General features: G+C 59.1%; 16 protein-coding genes. 2 read left to right on the forward strand and 14 right to left on the reverse strand.

Translation table 11 applies throughout. The features are described 5' to 3' along the window. Positions 1-21: 21 nt before the first annotated feature. From tnpC to ACEWQZ_RS01745, 4 genes are all read right to left on the reverse strand, one after another. Complete coding sequence (tnpC, locus tag ACEWQZ_RS01730; RefSeq protein WP_476481345.1) at positions 22-1,635, reverse strand: IS66 family transposase; 1,614 nt, start codon at positions 1,633-1,635, stop codon at positions 22-24. Further along, a complete protein-coding gene (gene tnpB / locus ACEWQZ_RS01735) occupies positions 1,559-1,999 on the reverse strand; it encodes an IS66 family insertion sequence element accessory protein TnpB (RefSeq protein WP_476481346.1) in 441 nt (146 codons plus the stop codon). Before tnpB ends, tnpC begins: the two co-directional genes overlap by 77 nt. Next, a complete protein-coding gene (gene tnpA / locus ACEWQZ_RS01740) occupies positions 1,999-2,295 on the reverse strand; it encodes an IS66 family insertion sequence element accessory protein TnpA (protein WP_476481347.1) in 297 nt (98 codons plus the stop codon). The genes tnpB and tnpA overlap by 1 nt, the downstream gene beginning before the upstream one ends. Positions 2,296-2,358: 63 nt before the next feature. Continuing rightward, a complete protein-coding gene (locus tag ACEWQZ_RS01745) occupies positions 2,359-3,390 on the reverse strand; it encodes an IS3 family transposase (protein WP_476481458.1) in 1,032 nt (343 codons plus the stop codon). Between the two features lie 116 nt (positions 3,391-3,506). Between ACEWQZ_RS01745 and ACEWQZ_RS01750 the strand changes: the two genes are divergently transcribed. Beyond that, entirely contained in the window at positions 3,507-4,667 is a 1,161-nt protein-coding gene (locus ACEWQZ_RS01750; protein WP_476481348.1) for an IS256 family transposase, read from the forward strand. 103 nt (positions 4,668-4,770) lie between these two features. Here ACEWQZ_RS01750 and ACEWQZ_RS01755 read toward each other — a convergent pair whose 3' ends face one another. From ACEWQZ_RS01755 to ACEWQZ_RS01770, 4 genes are read right to left on the reverse strand one after another with little or no spacing between them, the layout of a single operon-like run. Beyond that, positions 4,771-5,175 (reverse strand): transposase, encoded by a 405-nt coding sequence (locus tag ACEWQZ_RS01755; protein WP_476481349.1) that lies wholly within the window; start codon positions 5,173-5,175, stop codon positions 4,771-4,773. Between the two features lie 39 nt (positions 5,176-5,214). Beyond that, entirely contained in the window at positions 5,215-5,454 is a 240-nt protein-coding gene (locus ACEWQZ_RS01760; protein WP_476481350.1) for a hypothetical protein, read from the reverse strand. 17 nt (positions 5,455-5,471) lie between these two features. After that, positions 5,472-5,870, reverse strand: a complete 399-nt coding sequence (locus ACEWQZ_RS01765) for a hypothetical protein (RefSeq protein WP_476481351.1) — start codon at positions 5,868-5,870, stop codon at positions 5,472-5,474. Beyond that, positions 5,867-6,733 carry a hypothetical protein gene (locus tag ACEWQZ_RS01770; protein ID WP_476481352.1) on the reverse strand — a complete coding sequence of 289 codons (867 nt, stop codon included), beginning with the start codon at positions 6,731-6,733 and terminating at the stop codon, positions 5,867-5,869. Before ACEWQZ_RS01770 ends, ACEWQZ_RS01765 begins: the two co-directional genes overlap by 4 nt. 604 nt (positions 6,734-7,337) lie before the next feature. On the opposite strand from ACEWQZ_RS01770, the gene ACEWQZ_RS01775 reads away from it, so the two are divergent. Beyond that, positions 7,338-7,841, forward strand: a complete 504-nt coding sequence (locus tag ACEWQZ_RS01775; protein WP_476481353.1) for a DUF456 domain-containing protein — start codon at positions 7,338-7,340, stop codon at positions 7,839-7,841. Between the two features lie 22 nt (positions 7,842-7,863). Here ACEWQZ_RS01775 and nuoN read toward each other — a convergent pair whose 3' ends face one another. The 6 genes from nuoN to nuoI form a co-directional block, all read right to left on the reverse strand. Continuing rightward, positions 7,864-9,306 (reverse strand): NADH-quinone oxidoreductase subunit NuoN, encoded by a 1,443-nt coding sequence (gene nuoN / locus ACEWQZ_RS01780; protein ID WP_476481354.1) that lies wholly within the window; start codon positions 9,304-9,306, stop codon positions 7,864-7,866. A 95-nt stretch (positions 9,307-9,401) separates the two neighbouring features. After that, positions 9,402-10,913 (reverse strand): NADH-quinone oxidoreductase subunit M, encoded by a 1,512-nt coding sequence (locus ACEWQZ_RS01785; RefSeq protein ID WP_476481355.1) that lies wholly within the window; start codon positions 10,911-10,913, stop codon positions 9,402-9,404. A 12-nt stretch (positions 10,914-10,925) separates the two neighbouring features. Then, on the reverse strand, positions 10,926-12,881 hold the full coding sequence (gene nuoL, locus ACEWQZ_RS01790) for an NADH-quinone oxidoreductase subunit L (RefSeq protein WP_476481459.1): 1,956 nt from the start codon (positions 12,879-12,881) through the stop codon (positions 10,926-10,928). A gap of 162 nt (positions 12,882-13,043) precedes the next feature. Next, positions 13,044-13,349, reverse strand: a complete 306-nt coding sequence (nuoK, locus tag ACEWQZ_RS01795; protein WP_476481356.1) for an NADH-quinone oxidoreductase subunit NuoK — start codon at positions 13,347-13,349, stop codon at positions 13,044-13,046. Beyond that, positions 13,349-13,951, reverse strand: coding sequence for an NADH-quinone oxidoreductase subunit J (locus ACEWQZ_RS01800; protein WP_476481357.1), 603 nt, complete (start codon positions 13,949-13,951; stop codon positions 13,349-13,351). Before ACEWQZ_RS01800 ends, nuoK begins: the two co-directional genes overlap by 1 nt. 13 nt (positions 13,952-13,964) lie before the next feature. Then, positions 13,965-14,453: an NADH-quinone oxidoreductase subunit NuoI gene (gene nuoI / locus ACEWQZ_RS01805; protein WP_476481358.1), complete on the reverse strand. Its 489-nt coding sequence runs from the start codon at positions 14,451-14,453 to the stop codon at positions 13,965-13,967. Positions 14,454-14,458 lie beyond the last annotated feature (5 nt).

A 14,458-nucleotide genomic window follows, 5' to 3' on the forward strand; every position in this document is an offset into this window, starting at 1 on the left:
GTAAGCGTTCATTCCCGACCGTTACTGGTCGATCCACTGCACGTCTGATACAAGCGGCTTGCTGGCGAAGTGCTCTTTCCACAGCCTGGGCGTGAGCTGCTCGACTTTGCTGGCCGGGTGCTGACCTACGCGCTGGAGCACATCGACCAGATAAGTGTAGGGGTTGATGCCGTGGATTCGGCAGGTCACCAGCAGGCTCTGGATGGTGCCGATGTCCCTGGCCCCGAGCTCGGTCCAGCTAAAGAGCCAGTTTTTCTTGCCCATCGGGATGGGCCGAAGGGCGCGCTCGAGGTGGTTGGTGTCGATCGGCACCTCCGGATCGGACAGGAACACCTCCAGTGACGCCTTGCGCGAGAGCGCATAGTTCGCCGCCCGGCGCAGCAGGCTGGTCTTGGGCCGATCCATGCGCCGCATGTGCTGCTCACACCAGGCCCAGAAGGCCTGAACGACCGGCAGGGCGTGCTGGCTGCGATATCCGAGCTTGTTTCGGCCCGTCAGCGCCTGGTCGGTGATCTGCGCCTCGATCCGGTAGAGCTGGCCGATCAACTCCAGGGCCTGATCAGCCGCCTTGGGCTCATCGCCCAGGGCCGCATCGAACTTGCGCCGGGCATGGGCCCAGCAGTTGGCATGGGTGATCTCCGGGCGTGCCTGGGCATAGCGGGCATAGGCCGCATAGCCATCGGTGATGAGCGTGCCCGAGAAGTGCTTGCCCAGCGTGTCGGTAACGACCCGGCTCGCGCGGGTTGGCGAGAACACAAAGCAGACTTCATCATCCTGACCATAGACCGGCCAGAACCAGGCCTGTTTCATCTTGCCTTTCCGGCCCGGCGTCTTCGAACGCCCGGCCTTGATCGGGGTTTCGTCCATGGCCAGCACTTTCGATTGAAGTACTTGCTCAAGCTGGGCGTCATAGACCGGCTCGAGTAGCTGGACGGCGCGCTTGACCAGGTTGGTCAGCGTGCTGCGGCTAACGGTAATGCCGTTGGTGGCCAGGCGCTGGTGCTGGCGATACAGTGGCAGGTGATAGCAGAACTTGTCGACCATCAGACCGGCCAGCAAGCTGACATCAGCCAGACTACCTTCGAGCACGTTGGCCGGGGCCGGCGTGGTATGGACGTGATCATCCCTCAAGTCCTTGATGACCGGACGGACATACTGCAAAATCACATAACTGCCCGGCCGCTGGGCCAGGCGGTGGGTCACCTTCTCGCCGATGACGATCCGGTGTTGTTCCGGGATGGCTTCGATCTCAGGATCGGCGACCCGGATGACTTCGACCGGCACATCCTCGCTGAAGCGAAGGCCCGAGTCAGTTACCGCATTGCCGCGCTCCTTGACTGCCTTCTTGCGCGTATAGCTGATCGACTCGGTTGGTGCCACTTCGGCGGATTCGCCCGCCGTCTCGAACAGCGCCTTCTGGTCCACTGCCTCATCGATCAGACGCTTCTCGGACTTCGGTCCGAACAGCTGGCGCTTGAGCCAGGCGAGCTGCTGCTTGAGCGAGGCAAGCTCGTGGTCATGCTGTCGCTTGAGCGCTGCATGGTCTCGTTGCAGTGCGTCATAATCGCCTTGCAGCCGAGCGTATTGCTGCGGGCTGATCGGGGTTTTCGTGCGAGCCTGTGGCATGGTCTTCATTATACTTCAGCCGGTGTGGCACCTGCCGGTCAAAGCGCTTGAACTGACGCGATTTTTCGACCTTGATGCCATCGAGCAGCAGCCTCAGATCGGTCCAACTCAGCGCCTGCTTGTCACCGCGATGCACGTTGTAGTTGAACTGCCCTTGCTCCAGGCGCTTGCACCACAGGCAATAGCCGCCTCGGTCGAAGTAGAGCACCTTCATGTAGGTCCGCCTGCGGTTGATGAACACGAACAGGTGGCCGCTCATGGGATCCTCTTCGAGCTGGTTGCGCGCCAGGGCCGCCAGACCATCGAACTGTTTGCGCATGTCGGTGGGCCGGGCATACAGCCAGACCCGGACGCGATCTTCAGGGAAAAACATCAGCGCCGCCGCAGCCGCAGGCAGAGGCCACCGCCAAGATCCAGCTCAATGTCCCAGCCCGGCTCCGAACCCGTCATGGCACCCAGATCAATCCACGGCGACGTTGCCGACTCCGGTTCGTCACAGGTGGCCGCTGGACTCTTACCGGCCAGGCGCCGCTTCCAGTTGGCAAAGGTGCTCAGTGCAAGCCTCTCTTGCCTGCAAAACGCCACCTGGCTCAGGCCGCTGCCGGCCTGCTCGTCAATCAGGTTCTGCCACTGCTTTGCCGAGCGGCGAATGCGATAGGTCGAAGACATGATCTGCTCCTTGAGTTGAGTTTGGGAGCAGATTACCGGAACATGTCAACCTGTTTCGGACACTTATTTCAAAGTTAACGTAGATTCTCTTGCTGTATGACGGGCTGACGGTAAGGTCGGGAAGTTCACGGCACTTGATTCGCCACGTTCGATGGCCTCAAGCGCGATCGGATTGATCGTGACGACGGCCGGCGGCAGTGAGGTGGCCGGTGGCCCTGCGACAAAACGCTCCGGGTGTTTCCGGTACATTTCATCAAGCGCCGCTTGTCGGGTTCCAGCCAGCTCGCGATAGCGGCCGGTAAAGACCTGTTCTGGCGTGAACCCGGCCAAGCCACTGTGGTGATGGTGGAAGTTGTACCACTCGAAGTAACGCTCGAACCATCGTCGAGCATGGGCGATGCTCTCGAAGCGCCCCGGATAGTCCGGCTGATACTTGGCCGTCTTGAACTGTGATTCGCTGAACGGATTGTCGTTGCTGACCCGAGGCCGACTGTGGCTTCCAGTAATACCGTGCTCGCCGAGCAGGTCCAGGAAGCTGTGCGCAATCATCGGTGAGCCGCGATCCTGATGCAGCGTCAGTTGTCCGCTCTCGATCCGGTAGCGGCTGCTGGCTTCTGTCACCAGCTGCTGGGCCAAGGCACTGTTTTCCTTCCGCGAGACCATCCAGGCCAGCGCAAAGCGGCTGAACAGGTCGAGAATGACGTACAGTGACAGGTAAGTGCCGCGCGTGTGAACGGGCAATTTTGATATATCCCACGTCCAGACCTGGTTCGGTGCCGTCGCCTTGAGTCTCGGGATAGCGTGGTGCTGAGCGGGTCGCTGGTTGCGTCGCTCGCCGGCACACCCCTCAGCGCGCAAATAGCGATGCATGCTGCTGGTCGAGCACAGGTAGCGGCCTTGCTCCAGTAACTCGGAATAGACCTCGAACGGTGGTTGATCGCAGAATTCCTCGCTGTGGAGCACATCCAGGACCTCCTGACGCTGAGCCGGCGTCAAGGCTCTGGGCTGGATACTGTCGTGCCGAGCGGTCCGGGCAGGCTGACCGTCGCGCTGGCGTTTTCGGTGCGCGTAAACGGTGCTGCGGTTCAGGCCCAGCGATCGACGTTAGTGCACCATCTGTTCTGTAATTTCGGTGGCCTTGGTTTGAGGTAGGTCACCGGCTTATCCTTTTGTCGGAGTTTTCGACGACACAGACGAAAAGGAATCAACCGATGACCTACCAAGTAGAGGATACCGCGCTGGAACGGGTTTTTGAACTGTTGGCCGAGGAAGGATTTGACGGCATGAGTCAAGCGCTGGAAGTGCTGCTCAACGAGATGATGAAAGTAGAGCGCAGCCGGCACCTTCAGGCCAGCCCCTACGAGCGTTCCGAGCAGCGCCGGGGCTATGCCAACGGGTTCAAGCCGAAACGGGTTCGAACACGCGTTGGCGAGCTGGATCTAGCAGTTCCGCAGACTCGCGCCAGCGACTTCTACCCGAACTGCCTGGAGAAGGGCCTGAAGTCCGAGCGTGCGTTGCGCCTGGCGCTGGCCGAGGCCTACGTTCAGGGTGTCTCGACTAGGAAGATGGCCAAGCTGACTCAGGAGTTGTGCGGCATAGACGTCAGCTCCAGCGAGGTCAGCCGGGCAGCCCAGGCGCTCGATGAGACGCTCTCAGCGTGGCGCGAGCGCCCGATCGAGGCCATGCCCTACGTCTACCTCGACGCGCGCTACGAGAAGGTCCGCCACGGCGGCCAGGTGCTGGACAGTGCGGTCCAGCTGGCTATCGGGATCGATCGCCAGGGCCAGCGCAGTGTGCTGGGTGTCTCCGTAGCCCTGTCCGAGCAGGAGGTCCACTGGCGCGAATTTCTGACCAGCCTCAAGGATCGAGGCCTGCACGGTACCGAGCTGTTTATCTCGGACGCTCACGAAGGCCTAAAGGCCGCTCGCAAGGCGGTCTTCCCGGCCGTGCCATGGCAGCGTTGCCAGTTCCATGTTCAGCAGAACGCCCAGAAGTACGTGCCTCGCCAGAGCATGAAGCGGGAAGTGGCACAAGCCATCCGGGGCGTGTTCAACGCACTCAACCGGGAAGAAGCCGAACGACAGCTTGACCGGCTGATCCAGGCCTATCAGGACAAAGCCCCCAAGCTGGCCGCCTGGGCCGCCGAGGCGATCCCGGAAGCCTTGACCGTCTTCGCCTTCCCCGAGGGCCATCGCCGACGCATCCGGACCAGCAACATGGTCGAGCGTTTGAACAAAGAACTCAAGCGGCGGACACGGGTGGCGACACTGTTCCCGAATGAAGACAGCTGCCTGAGACTGGTCTCAGCCGTTGCCATGGAAATCTCCGACGAGTGGGAGACCGGACGGGTCTACCTCACAATGGAGCAATAGTGCCGATGGAAGGATAAGAGAATTTACAGAACAGGTGTTGCTTTATCCGATCGACAGGCCATTGCCAGGGGAAGACGGTCCGGGCGCTGTTCGAGGACAGCCTTCATTCGGCTTCCCCATTGCGCGCCCGATCCAGCATCGACAAGGCTTTTTTTTGGAGCTCAACGCAGTCCTGGGTAATTTCGAGCTTGCATTGCAGCCCGGAAAGCTGTTTTTCCAGTTGTCGGATGCGGCGTTGATCGGGCGTCAGCGCGGATTGAGGCCCCGGCCTGGTCTTGCCCAGCCCGGTTTCTCCATCGGCGGCCAGGTCCTTGCGCCACTGCTGCAATTGGCTGCTGTAGAGGCCTTCGGAGCGGAGCAGTTCACCGACTTCACCATACTGGCAGGCGTCGGCCCGGGCAATCACTCGGAGCTTGTATTCTGTTGAGAACCGGCGCCGGGAGCGCTTTTCCAGCGCAGGCTCGGGGATAACTTCTGTATCTCGCTGTTCGGGGGCTGGCTTAGGCATTGCATTGATTCCTCGTTCCGAGAGCCCTGAAGAATTACACTAACTCAAAGCAGAAGTGTATGGGACGAGGTTGACACACAGGGAGGGCAGCACCACCCCGCCCTGGGGCTGGCCGGTGAGGGGGTCGACATCGAAGGTCACCCGCAAGCTGTCGGGCAAGCTGGCCCAGTCGGCACCGCGCAGCACAATCCGGTTGTCGGGCCGTTCGGTCAGCTCGCCGCTCTGCTGGACGATCGCCTTGCGACCGCCCAGTACATCATCCGTGGTCGTATCGCTCATCTACGCTTTAAGTAGGTTTACCAGGAGATCCAAGACCAGTACGCAAAAATACCCATGTACGAAAATGACATAGCGATATCTAGATACCTCACTCCAGTAAACCTTAGATGTGGAAAGCGACCATGGAACCTATCCCCCCTGGCTTCTTTGGGATCAAGTATCGTTATGGCAAGGCAGAAAACAAAAAGTACAATAAAGAAAGAGAGCGTAGACAATGTGTCATAGAAGGCTGAAACCTTATCCATCCCGGAAAGAACATGCAGCTCAAAAATATATAGCCAAGAAATCATGAGCAGAAAGCTAGCCACATATAAAGACTTCGCCATTCTGAATGAAGCCAATAAACTTGCCATCAGAACCATGGCAATAAAACGATACTCAAAAGTTACAGTGACTAGCAACTTAGGAATGCTCATCGACAATATCCTGCATATGTAGATACCAAGCTTGCAAGGGCGTTCGTCACCAAGCCAACCATTGCTGCCACAGCTGCACTAACACCTGGAATTAGAAGAGAAACCATAACGGCAATGGTACCCATAGCAAATGATACTAATGCGTTGCACAGTTTCACGTTATCCTCAAGAAGCGCGAACCCGGCAGCGATCAGGGTTGTTGAAACCACAAGGGCAAGCGCGAAGAAGACAAGCCCTACCCCGGACGCTAGGAGTAGCGGGAAGGCAAGAAAAGCGACCATCAGAATCAGCAATCCAGAGACAATCAACTTAAAAGCCCCATTCTTCCCCCCATCGATCATATAGGACCCGGCCCCTGTCTCCGGATCGGTCAGGATATACCCACTCCCCTGCCACCCGGGCACAGTGATCGGCGCTTCATGCACGATGGCCTCGTAGCCGAACTTACTCACCGCCCGCCTGATATCACTGCGCGACGCGCTGCTGATCGCAACTTCCCCCAATGCCTCATCCAGATTGTCCTGCGTGATATGAAACACCCGCTGCCCCTCAGCCTGCGCCTTGGCGATGGCGGAGACTGCACTCACCCCCTCAGCCTGCTCGTCTTCGGTACTGAACTGCTGCTCGGGCACCGAGCTCTCCAGAATACTCTTGAGCATCCCCAACGGCTGCGCTGACTCAAGACGCTTGCTTTCGCTGCCATTGTGTGTGGTCAGCTGACTTGGCACGGAGTCAAGGTCCATATTCACCCCACCAGCATCGAGCGCCATGGGCATACCGTAGACGTATCTGACCCAGGGCTGGTAGCGGTAGGTGCCCACGCTCAGGCCGGGGCGGTAATGGGCGTTCGTCTGGGCCACCATCAATCCGCCCGGTGAACCGGCCCCCAATGCGTATCCGCCGAGAGTTCGCCGCTGACTGTCAGCCCAAAGGCGTAACCGCAGCCTAGACAAGCAATCGCTGCCACAAACAACCGCTGGAAGAAGGTGCGAACACGCTGGCCACCAGGCGGCTTGGAGCCTCTGTCATGAAACAGGAAAGCAGCTGGTGCGGGCTGTGAAAAAAGCGCTGGTATGCGCAGAAGTGCAATCATCGGTCCCACCGACAGGTAAATCCATCCCTGAGCCGCTCGTCACGGCCCCCGTCCGGTGGCGCTTTGGCAGGTTGTGACTACTTGCCGATCATGAGGTGGTCACAGATCCTCCCCGATCTGAAACCATAGATTTGTCCACCAGCCTAGCCCCCAACTAGACGGCGCAGATATTACACAGCTTCGTGACAGGCCGCAAGTTCTTGCTTCTGTAAATTGATGCCGTGATGATATATCTCGGCCCGGTGAGACATGATCGGCCGGGTATCTGCTGCCCACGGACTCTGTCGGTTCACGGGAATCAGCTTAGGTGACTCCACTGGTCATCGCTACCCGATTCCAATAAGATTGGGCCCTTGCAAGTGCGGGCGCATGTGATGGAGTGGCTTAGCTGGGAACTATTGATCTGGCCGGTTTGGGCACTGGCTCTGGCCCTCGTTCTCGTCGGGTTGGCAGGGACGATTTTGCCGATATTGCCCGGCGTGCCGATCGTCCTGCTGGGCCTTGTGCTGCTGGCCTGGCTCGACGGTTTCGAGCGCGTTGGCTGGTGGACGCTGCTGTGGATGACGGCGCTGACGGCGCTGTCGATGGTGATCGACTTCGTCGCCACTGCTGAGGGTGCGCGGCGCTTTGGTGCCGGGCGTCACGCCATAGTGGGCGCGACTCTGGGGCTGTTGATTGGCCTGTTTTTTGGGATACCCGGCATTCTCTTCGGTCCCTTTCTGGGAGCCGTACTCGGCCACATGGCCAGCCGCGCCAGGCTCGATGCGTCGCTGCGCGCCGGTGTCGGCGCCAGTGTCGGCGTCGTGGTCGGCACGCTTGCCGGCGCTGTCATTGGTGTGCTGATGGTCGTCTGGTTCGCCCTGGCCTGGTGGCTTTGACAAAGGCGTCTGCCTGTGCTTGCTAGCCCTGCGCGAATGCCGACAGGCACAGGGCAATCAGACCTCCGGAGAAAATCCCGAGTCCAATCATGGCCATGCCATTGACCGTCAGCACCGCGCCAAAGTCTACCGGAGCCGTCATTGGCTCGCTGTCTTCGGGCTCGTCGAAGTACATCAGTTTGACCACGCGCAGGTAGTAGAAAGCACCAATGACCGCCGTAATCACGGCCAGAATGCCCAACCAGGTGTAGCCCGCCGAAAGAGCAGCGACAATCACCTGCCATTTGGCAAAGAAGCCGGCAAAGACCGGAATCCCCGCCAGCGAGAACATCAGAACCAGCATCATCAGTGCATGCCAGGGGTTGCGGCGTGCCAGACCCTTGAGGTCATCGAGCTGATCGGCTTCCCGGCCATCCCGCGACAGCAGGATCAGCACCGCGAAACTGCCGGCTGACATGATGCCGTAAATGATGGCGTAGTACATCGCTGCCGCATAGCCTTCGGGAGTGGCCGGAAGCAGGCCAAGCAGCACAAAACCCATATGCGCAATGGTTGAATAGGCCAGCATGCGCTTGATGTTGGTCTGGGCAATCGCGACGACATTGCCGAGCACCATTGACAGCGCTGCGAGCACAATCAGCATGCCCTGCCAGTCTCCGTGCAGCTGTATCATGCCGTTATCGAGCAGGCGGATGGCCAAAGCAACTGCGGCCAGTTTGGGTACTGAACTGAGCAGCAGCGTGATCGGCAGCGGCGCACCGTCGTAGACGTCCGGAATCCACATATGCAGCGGGACGGCGCCAAACTCGAAGGCAATGCCGAGCACGATGAACACCAGGCCGACAGTCAGGAGCATGTCGTCGCCCATTCCGGCCGTCAGGGCGGCACTCACAGCAGACAGATCAAGCGAACCGGTCGCGCCGAAGATCAGGCTCATGCCGAAAAGGAGAAACCCCGAGGCCATTGCGCTCAGGACGAAAAACTTCATCGCCGCCTCGGAACCCGGAAGCGATTTACGGTTGAGCGCCACCAGCGGGTAGCTTGCCAGCACCATCACCTCGAGACCCAGATAGACGGTCAGCAAGGAGCCAGCCGAGATCAGCACCATCATGCCCAGCAGGGCGAACAGGCTGAGCGTGTAGAACTCGCCCTTGAACAGATTGAACTCGCGCAGATAGTGCTTTGCGTAAACAAACACGCCGATGAAGATCAGATAACTGAACACCTTGAGCACGTCACCAAAGCGATCGCGCACGAAGGTGTCGGAAAAGGCGTGCTCCACCTGGCCCGGCGCCATCATCGAGCCCAGACTCAGGATGGTGGCAAACACCAGAGTGACCAGGGCCAGAGTGTGGGTCAGGCCGCGGCGCCCATCGGAAATGAACAAGTCGGCAAGCAGGACCACGCAGGTCATGCCGAGCACGAATATTTCAGGCAGCGCCAGTTGCAGTTCGCTAATCGTCATGGTTGAAGTCTGTTGTCATTGTCCGGTTTGAAACCAACGGCCAGCCGCAGCGGCTCTCTGTTGTCGGTTCACTAAACGCCCGCATGGTTTTCCTGTCAGCCCAGCTTCGACTGCATGATGTGCTCGACCAGGTTTTCCACCGACGGCTGCATGAGTTCAATGAGTGGGAACGGATAAACGCCCACCGCGATCACAAGAATGGCCAGCGCCGCCATCACGATCCACTCACGCTTGTCGAGATCTTTCAGTGACGCGATCTTGTCATTGCCCACCTCACCGTAGATCACTCGCTTGACGAGCCACAGGCTGTAGCTTGCGCCGAGCAACAACATGAGCGCCACGCCCAGAGAAATCCAGATATTGGCGTGGAACGCGGCCAGAATGACCATGAATTCGCCGACAAACCCGGAAGTGCCCGGAAGCCCCGAGTTGGCCATGAAAAACAGGATGGTGAACATGGCAAACCACGGCATGGTATGGGCCACGCCACCGTAATCCGCGATCTGGCGGCTGTGAACCCGATCGTAGAGCACGCCCACAAACAGGAACAACGCTGCCGAGATGAAGCCGTGCGAAATCATCTGGACCATGGCACCAGTCATGCCCAGCGTCGCACCCGTCAACTCGCCGGTGTTGCGAGCAATGGCAAAGCCCAGGAATATGCCCAGCGTGACAAAGCCCATGTGCGAAATCGAGCTATAGGCGATCAACTTCTTCATGTCGCGCTGGACAATCGCTACCAGGCCGATATAGATGATGGCGATCAGTGAGAGCGCAATGATGAGCCAGTCGAACTGACCGGCAGCATCGGGCACTATCGGCAGCAGGTAGCGCAGCATGGCGTAGGTGCCGATCTTGAGCATGACCGCGGCCAGCACAACCGAGCCGCCGGTGGGCGCTTCAACGTGCGCGTCGGGCAACCACGTGTGGACCGGCCACATCGGCACTTTGACAGCAAAGGCAATCAGCATGCCGAAGAACAGCCACATCTGCGCCGTCATCGACAGGCCATGTTCCTGCAGCGTGGCAACATCGAAGCTGCCGGAATCCAGGTACAGCCACAGCATTGAGATCAGCAAGAAGACCGAGCCCAGAAAGGTGTACAGAAAGAACTTGATCGTTGCGTAGATGCGGTTGGGCCCACCCCACATGCCGATGATCAGATACATCGGGATCAGGCTGAACTCGAAAAAGACATAGAACAGCAGAATATCGAGCGCAGCAAATGTGCCGGTGATCAACGCATGCAGCACAAGGAACGTGGCCATGTACTGGTGCGGTCGATCACTGACATGCCAGCTGCTGATCACGATGACAAGGCTGGTCAGCGTGTTGAGAAGAATCAGCGGCAGAGAGATACCGTCGATACCCAGGTGGTAATGGATATTGAATGCTTCGATCCAAACCAGCTTCTCGACAAACTGCATGTCCGCCGATCCGGTATCGAAGCCGACATACAACAGCAACGACAGTCCGAATGTCACCAGGGCGACGATCAAGGCGAGCACGCGCGCCACATCCGGCGAGCGGCGGCCAAGAGTCGCCACGGCGACTGCACCGACCGCCGGTATCCAGATCAGAAGGCTGAGCAGGGGCCAATCCAGCATGGGTCAAATTCCTTATCGGAGCAGCATGAACGTCGCCAGCATGGCTACCAGCGCGACGGCCATGACGAAAGCGTAGTGAAACAGAAAGCCGGACTGGGCGGTACGAAGAACGGCTGACATGCGGCCGATCAACCGAGCCGAGCCGTTGACCAACCAGCCGTCGATCACGGTCTGGTCGCCACCTTTGGACAGGCCAGAGGCCACTCCGAGCCCGCCGCGAGCCAGGACGTTCTGCCACAGCTCGTCGAATCCGTACTTGCGGTCGAGGATGGTCCAGATCAGGCGGAAGCGCTCTCTGAGGCTGTCGGCCATACCCGGGTTGATCAGGTAGATATAGCTGGCAAGAGCGACGCCCAGCATGGCGAGCCAGAAGACCGGAGTGACAAACCCGTGCAGCGACATCGCCAGCGGGCCATTGAAGTGCTCGCCCAGCGCGGCAACCACATCGTTTTCCGGCCGCACCGAAATGGCATCGGCCAATGCGCCCCCGAACAGCAGTGGCTCGACCGTGAAATAGCCAAAGCCAAGTGACGCGATGGCCAGGAGCACCAACGGCACGGTCACTACGGGGCGGCTTTCACGCGCCTGGGAGCGCGTCTCCTCGTCCATGCGCGTCGGGCCGTGGAAAGTCAGATACAGCATGCGGAAGGTATACAAAGCAGTCACCAGCACGCCGGCATAGACGGCGAAATGAGCAAAGCCCGCGCCCGGACGCTCGGCCAGGCCGACGGCCTCGATGATCATTTCCTTGGAGAAGAATCCGGAAAGAAAGGGGAAGCCGATCAACGCCAGGCTACCTACCCAGGCAGTGATGGCAGTAATGGACATGTATTTTTTCAAGCCGCCCATCTTGCGCATGTCCTGCTCATGATGAAGCGCAATGATGACCGATCCGGCTGCCAGGAACAGCAGGGCCTTGAAAAAGGCATGGGTCGCAAGGTGAAACACCGCTGCTGAATAAGCGGAAGCGCCCAGAGCTACCGTCATGTAGCCCAATTGCGAAACCGTGGAATAGGCGATCACGCGTTTGATGTCATTCTGGACAATGCCCACCAGGCCCATGAACAGGGCGGTGACGCCACCAATCACCAGAATGAAGCTCAAAGCAACCTCGGAGGTCTCGAAGATGGGCGACAGGCGCGCCACCATGAAGATTCCAGCGGTAACCATCGTGGCCGCGTGGATCAATGCCGAAATCGGCGTTGGGCCTTCCATGGAGTCCGGCAACCACACGTGCAGCGGCACCTGAGCCGATTTGGCCATGGCGCCAAAGAACAGCGCCAGACAGATCACCGTCGTGGCCAGCACTTCTGTCTGGCCGAAGAGTCGGATGGTGGTGCCCTCCACCTCCGGGACGCCGGCAAAAACCGTGGCGTAGTCCAGCGAGCCGAAGAACAACAGCACCGCGCCGATGCCGACAACAAAGGTAACGTCACCGACGCGGTTGACCAGAAATGCCTTGAGGTTGGCTTTCACCGCGGACTCGCGCCCGAACCAGAAACCGATCAGCAGATAGGAAACCAGCCCCACCGCTTCCCAGCCGAAGAACAGCTGCATGAAGTTGTTGGCCATCACCAGCATCAGCATGGCGAAGGTGAACAGATTGATATACGAGAAGAACCGTTGGTAGCCGGGGTCGTCATGCATGTAGCCAATGGTGTAGATGTGCACCATCAGCGAGACCGAGGTCACGACCACCATCATCAGGGCAGTCAGGCTGTCGAGCAGGAATCCGACCTGAAAACGAATGCCGTCAGTCACCGCCCAGGTGTAGACGGTGTAATCCATATTCGGCAGGCCATTGAAGAAAACCTGCCAGGCCACGTAGATGGAGAGCGCCGTTGACCCACCAACCGCCAGGATGGTGACCCAATGGGCACCGGCACGGCCCACCTGGTGACGCAACAATCCGGCCACGGCGCTGCCGATCAGTGGCAGCAGCGGCATCAACAGCAGTACGGTCTCTATATTCACAACCAGTTATTCCCGTTACTCGTTGCCGATCCAACGGCTTTTGAATTCAACCACGAAGCGCACGAAGACCACGAAAGCATCCGATGTTCTTCATTTGTCGTTTCCTCGTGACGTTCGTCAATTGGCAGCAGTCATGCTGCCTGCACTCGCGCCGCATCACCCCTTAAGGTCGGCCATGTCTTCGACGCTGATCGAGCGGCGGTTACGGAACAACACCACCAGCAGCGCCAGGCCGATTGCTGCCTCCGCGGCGGCAACAGTCAGGATGAAGAAAACAAACACCTGACCGTCAAGCACGTCAAGGAAGCGGGCAAAGGCGATGAAATTCATATTGACTGCCAACAGCATCAGCTCGATGCACATCAGCAGAATCAGTACGTTCTTCCGGTTCAGGAATATCCCGGCCAGGGCAATGCTGAACAGCACCGCGCCCAGGGTAATGAAATGCGCCAGTGTCAGCATCAGGCGTCCTCTCCTTCGCTTTTCATCTTGACGATGCGCAGTCGGTCCTCGCGCTTGACCCGGATCTGGCGGCCGACATCCTGGTACTTCGTGCCCGGCCGGCGGCGATGAGTCAGCGCAATCGCGGCAACGATCGCCACCAACAGAACCACGCCGGCAATCTCGAACGGGTACAGATAGTCGGTATACAACAGCTCACCGATCATGCTGGTGTTGCTGTAGCCGGCGCCCTCGGCGGACGGCAGCGGCACCTTTTCCATTCCCCGCGTCCAGATGACGAGAAACAGCTGGGCCGCCATGGCCAGCGATACCAGTGCTCCGGCCGGCAGATAGCGCGCAAACCCTTCCTTGATGGAGGTCACGTTGATGTCGAGCATCATGACCACAAACAGGAACAGCACCATGACCGCGCCAACATAGACCAGCACCAGCGTGATGGCCAGGAACTCCGCCTGCAGCAACACCCAGATGCATGCGGCCGAGAAGAAGCTCAGAATCAAGAACAACACCGCGTGAATCGGGTTGCCGACCGTAATGACGCTCAGGGCCGAGAGCACGAGGATGGTGCTGAACAGATAGAAAACGATTTCGATGATTGGCATTCCAGACAGACCCTTAGCGGTAGCGTGCGTCTTGCGCGCGGTTGGCGGCAATGCTCTGTTCGAACCGATCCCCGATGGCCAGCAGCTGCTGCTTGTCGACGACCTTCTCCGACGCGTTTTCCATGTGGTACTCGCCGATATCGGTCAGCACAATCGAATCGACCGGGCAGGACTCTTCGCAGAAACCGCAGTAGATGCATTTGAACAGGTCGATATCGTAACGCGTCGTGCGTCGGGTGTTGTCCTCGCGGTTGTGCGACTCGATGGTGATCGCCAGTGCCGGACACACCGCCTCGCAAAGCTTGCAGGCAATGCAGCGTTCCTCGCCATTGGGATAGCGGCGGAGCGCATGCAGCCCGCGAAAGCGCGGAGACGTCGGCGTGTGTTCGTCCGGGTAATTGAGCGTGGTCTTCGGAGCCACACCAAAGCGCCAGGTCACGGCCATGCCGCGGAACAGTTCCAGCAGCATCAGAGAGCGAAGATAGCGTGCGATAGCTTGCATAATTA

The sequence above is a fragment of the Wenzhouxiangella sp. YN1 genome (assembly GCF_056324145.1).

Excerpts from the sequence above, each read along its gene's own strand:
- tnpA (WP_476481347.1), bottom strand. The coding sequence starts at position 2,295 with ATGTCTTCGACCTATCGCATTCGCCGCTCGGCAAAGCAGTGGCAGAAC.
- ACEWQZ_RS01775 (WP_476481353.1), top strand. The coding sequence starts at position 7,338 with ATGGAGTGGCTTAGCTGGGAACTATTGATCTGGCCGGTTTGGGCACTG.
- tnpB (WP_476481346.1), bottom strand. The coding sequence starts at position 1,999 with ATGTTTTTCCCTGAAGATCGCGTCCGGGTCTGGCTGTATGCCCGGCCC.
- ACEWQZ_RS01770 (WP_476481352.1), bottom strand. The coding sequence starts at position 6,733 with ATGGTGGCCCAGACGAACGCCCATTACCGCCCCGGCCTGAGCGTGGGC.
- nuoK (WP_476481356.1), bottom strand. The coding sequence starts at position 13,349 with ATGCTGACACTGGCGCATTTCATTACCCTGGGCGCGGTGCTGTTCAGC.
- ACEWQZ_RS01750 (WP_476481348.1), top strand. The coding sequence starts at position 3,507 with ATGACCTACCAAGTAGAGGATACCGCGCTGGAACGGGTTTTTGAACTG.
- ACEWQZ_RS01785 (WP_476481355.1), bottom strand. The coding sequence starts at position 10,913 with ATGCTGGATTGGCCCCTGCTCAGCCTTCTGATCTGGATACCGGCGGTC.
- nuoI (WP_476481358.1), bottom strand. The coding sequence starts at position 14,453 with ATGCAAGCTATCGCACGCTATCTTCGCTCTCTGATGCTGCTGGAACTG.
- nuoN (WP_476481354.1), bottom strand. The coding sequence starts at position 9,306 with ATGACGATTAGCGAACTGCAACTGGCGCTGCCTGAAATATTCGTGCTC.
- ACEWQZ_RS01755 (WP_476481349.1), bottom strand. The coding sequence starts at position 5,175 with ATGCCTAAGCCAGCCCCCGAACAGCGAGATACAGAAGTTATCCCCGAG.
- ACEWQZ_RS01800 (WP_476481357.1), bottom strand. The coding sequence starts at position 13,951 with ATGCCAATCATCGAAATCGTTTTCTATCTGTTCAGCACCATCCTCGTG.
- ACEWQZ_RS01765 (WP_476481351.1), bottom strand. The coding sequence starts at position 5,870 with ATGAGCATTCCTAAGTTGCTAGTCACTGTAACTTTTGAGTATCGTTTT.
- tnpC (WP_476481345.1), bottom strand. The coding sequence starts at position 1,635 with ATGAAGACCATGCCACAGGCTCGCACGAAAACCCCGATCAGCCCGCAG.
- ACEWQZ_RS01760 (WP_476481350.1), bottom strand. The coding sequence starts at position 5,454 with ATGAGCGATACGACCACGGATGATGTACTGGGCGGTCGCAAGGCGATC.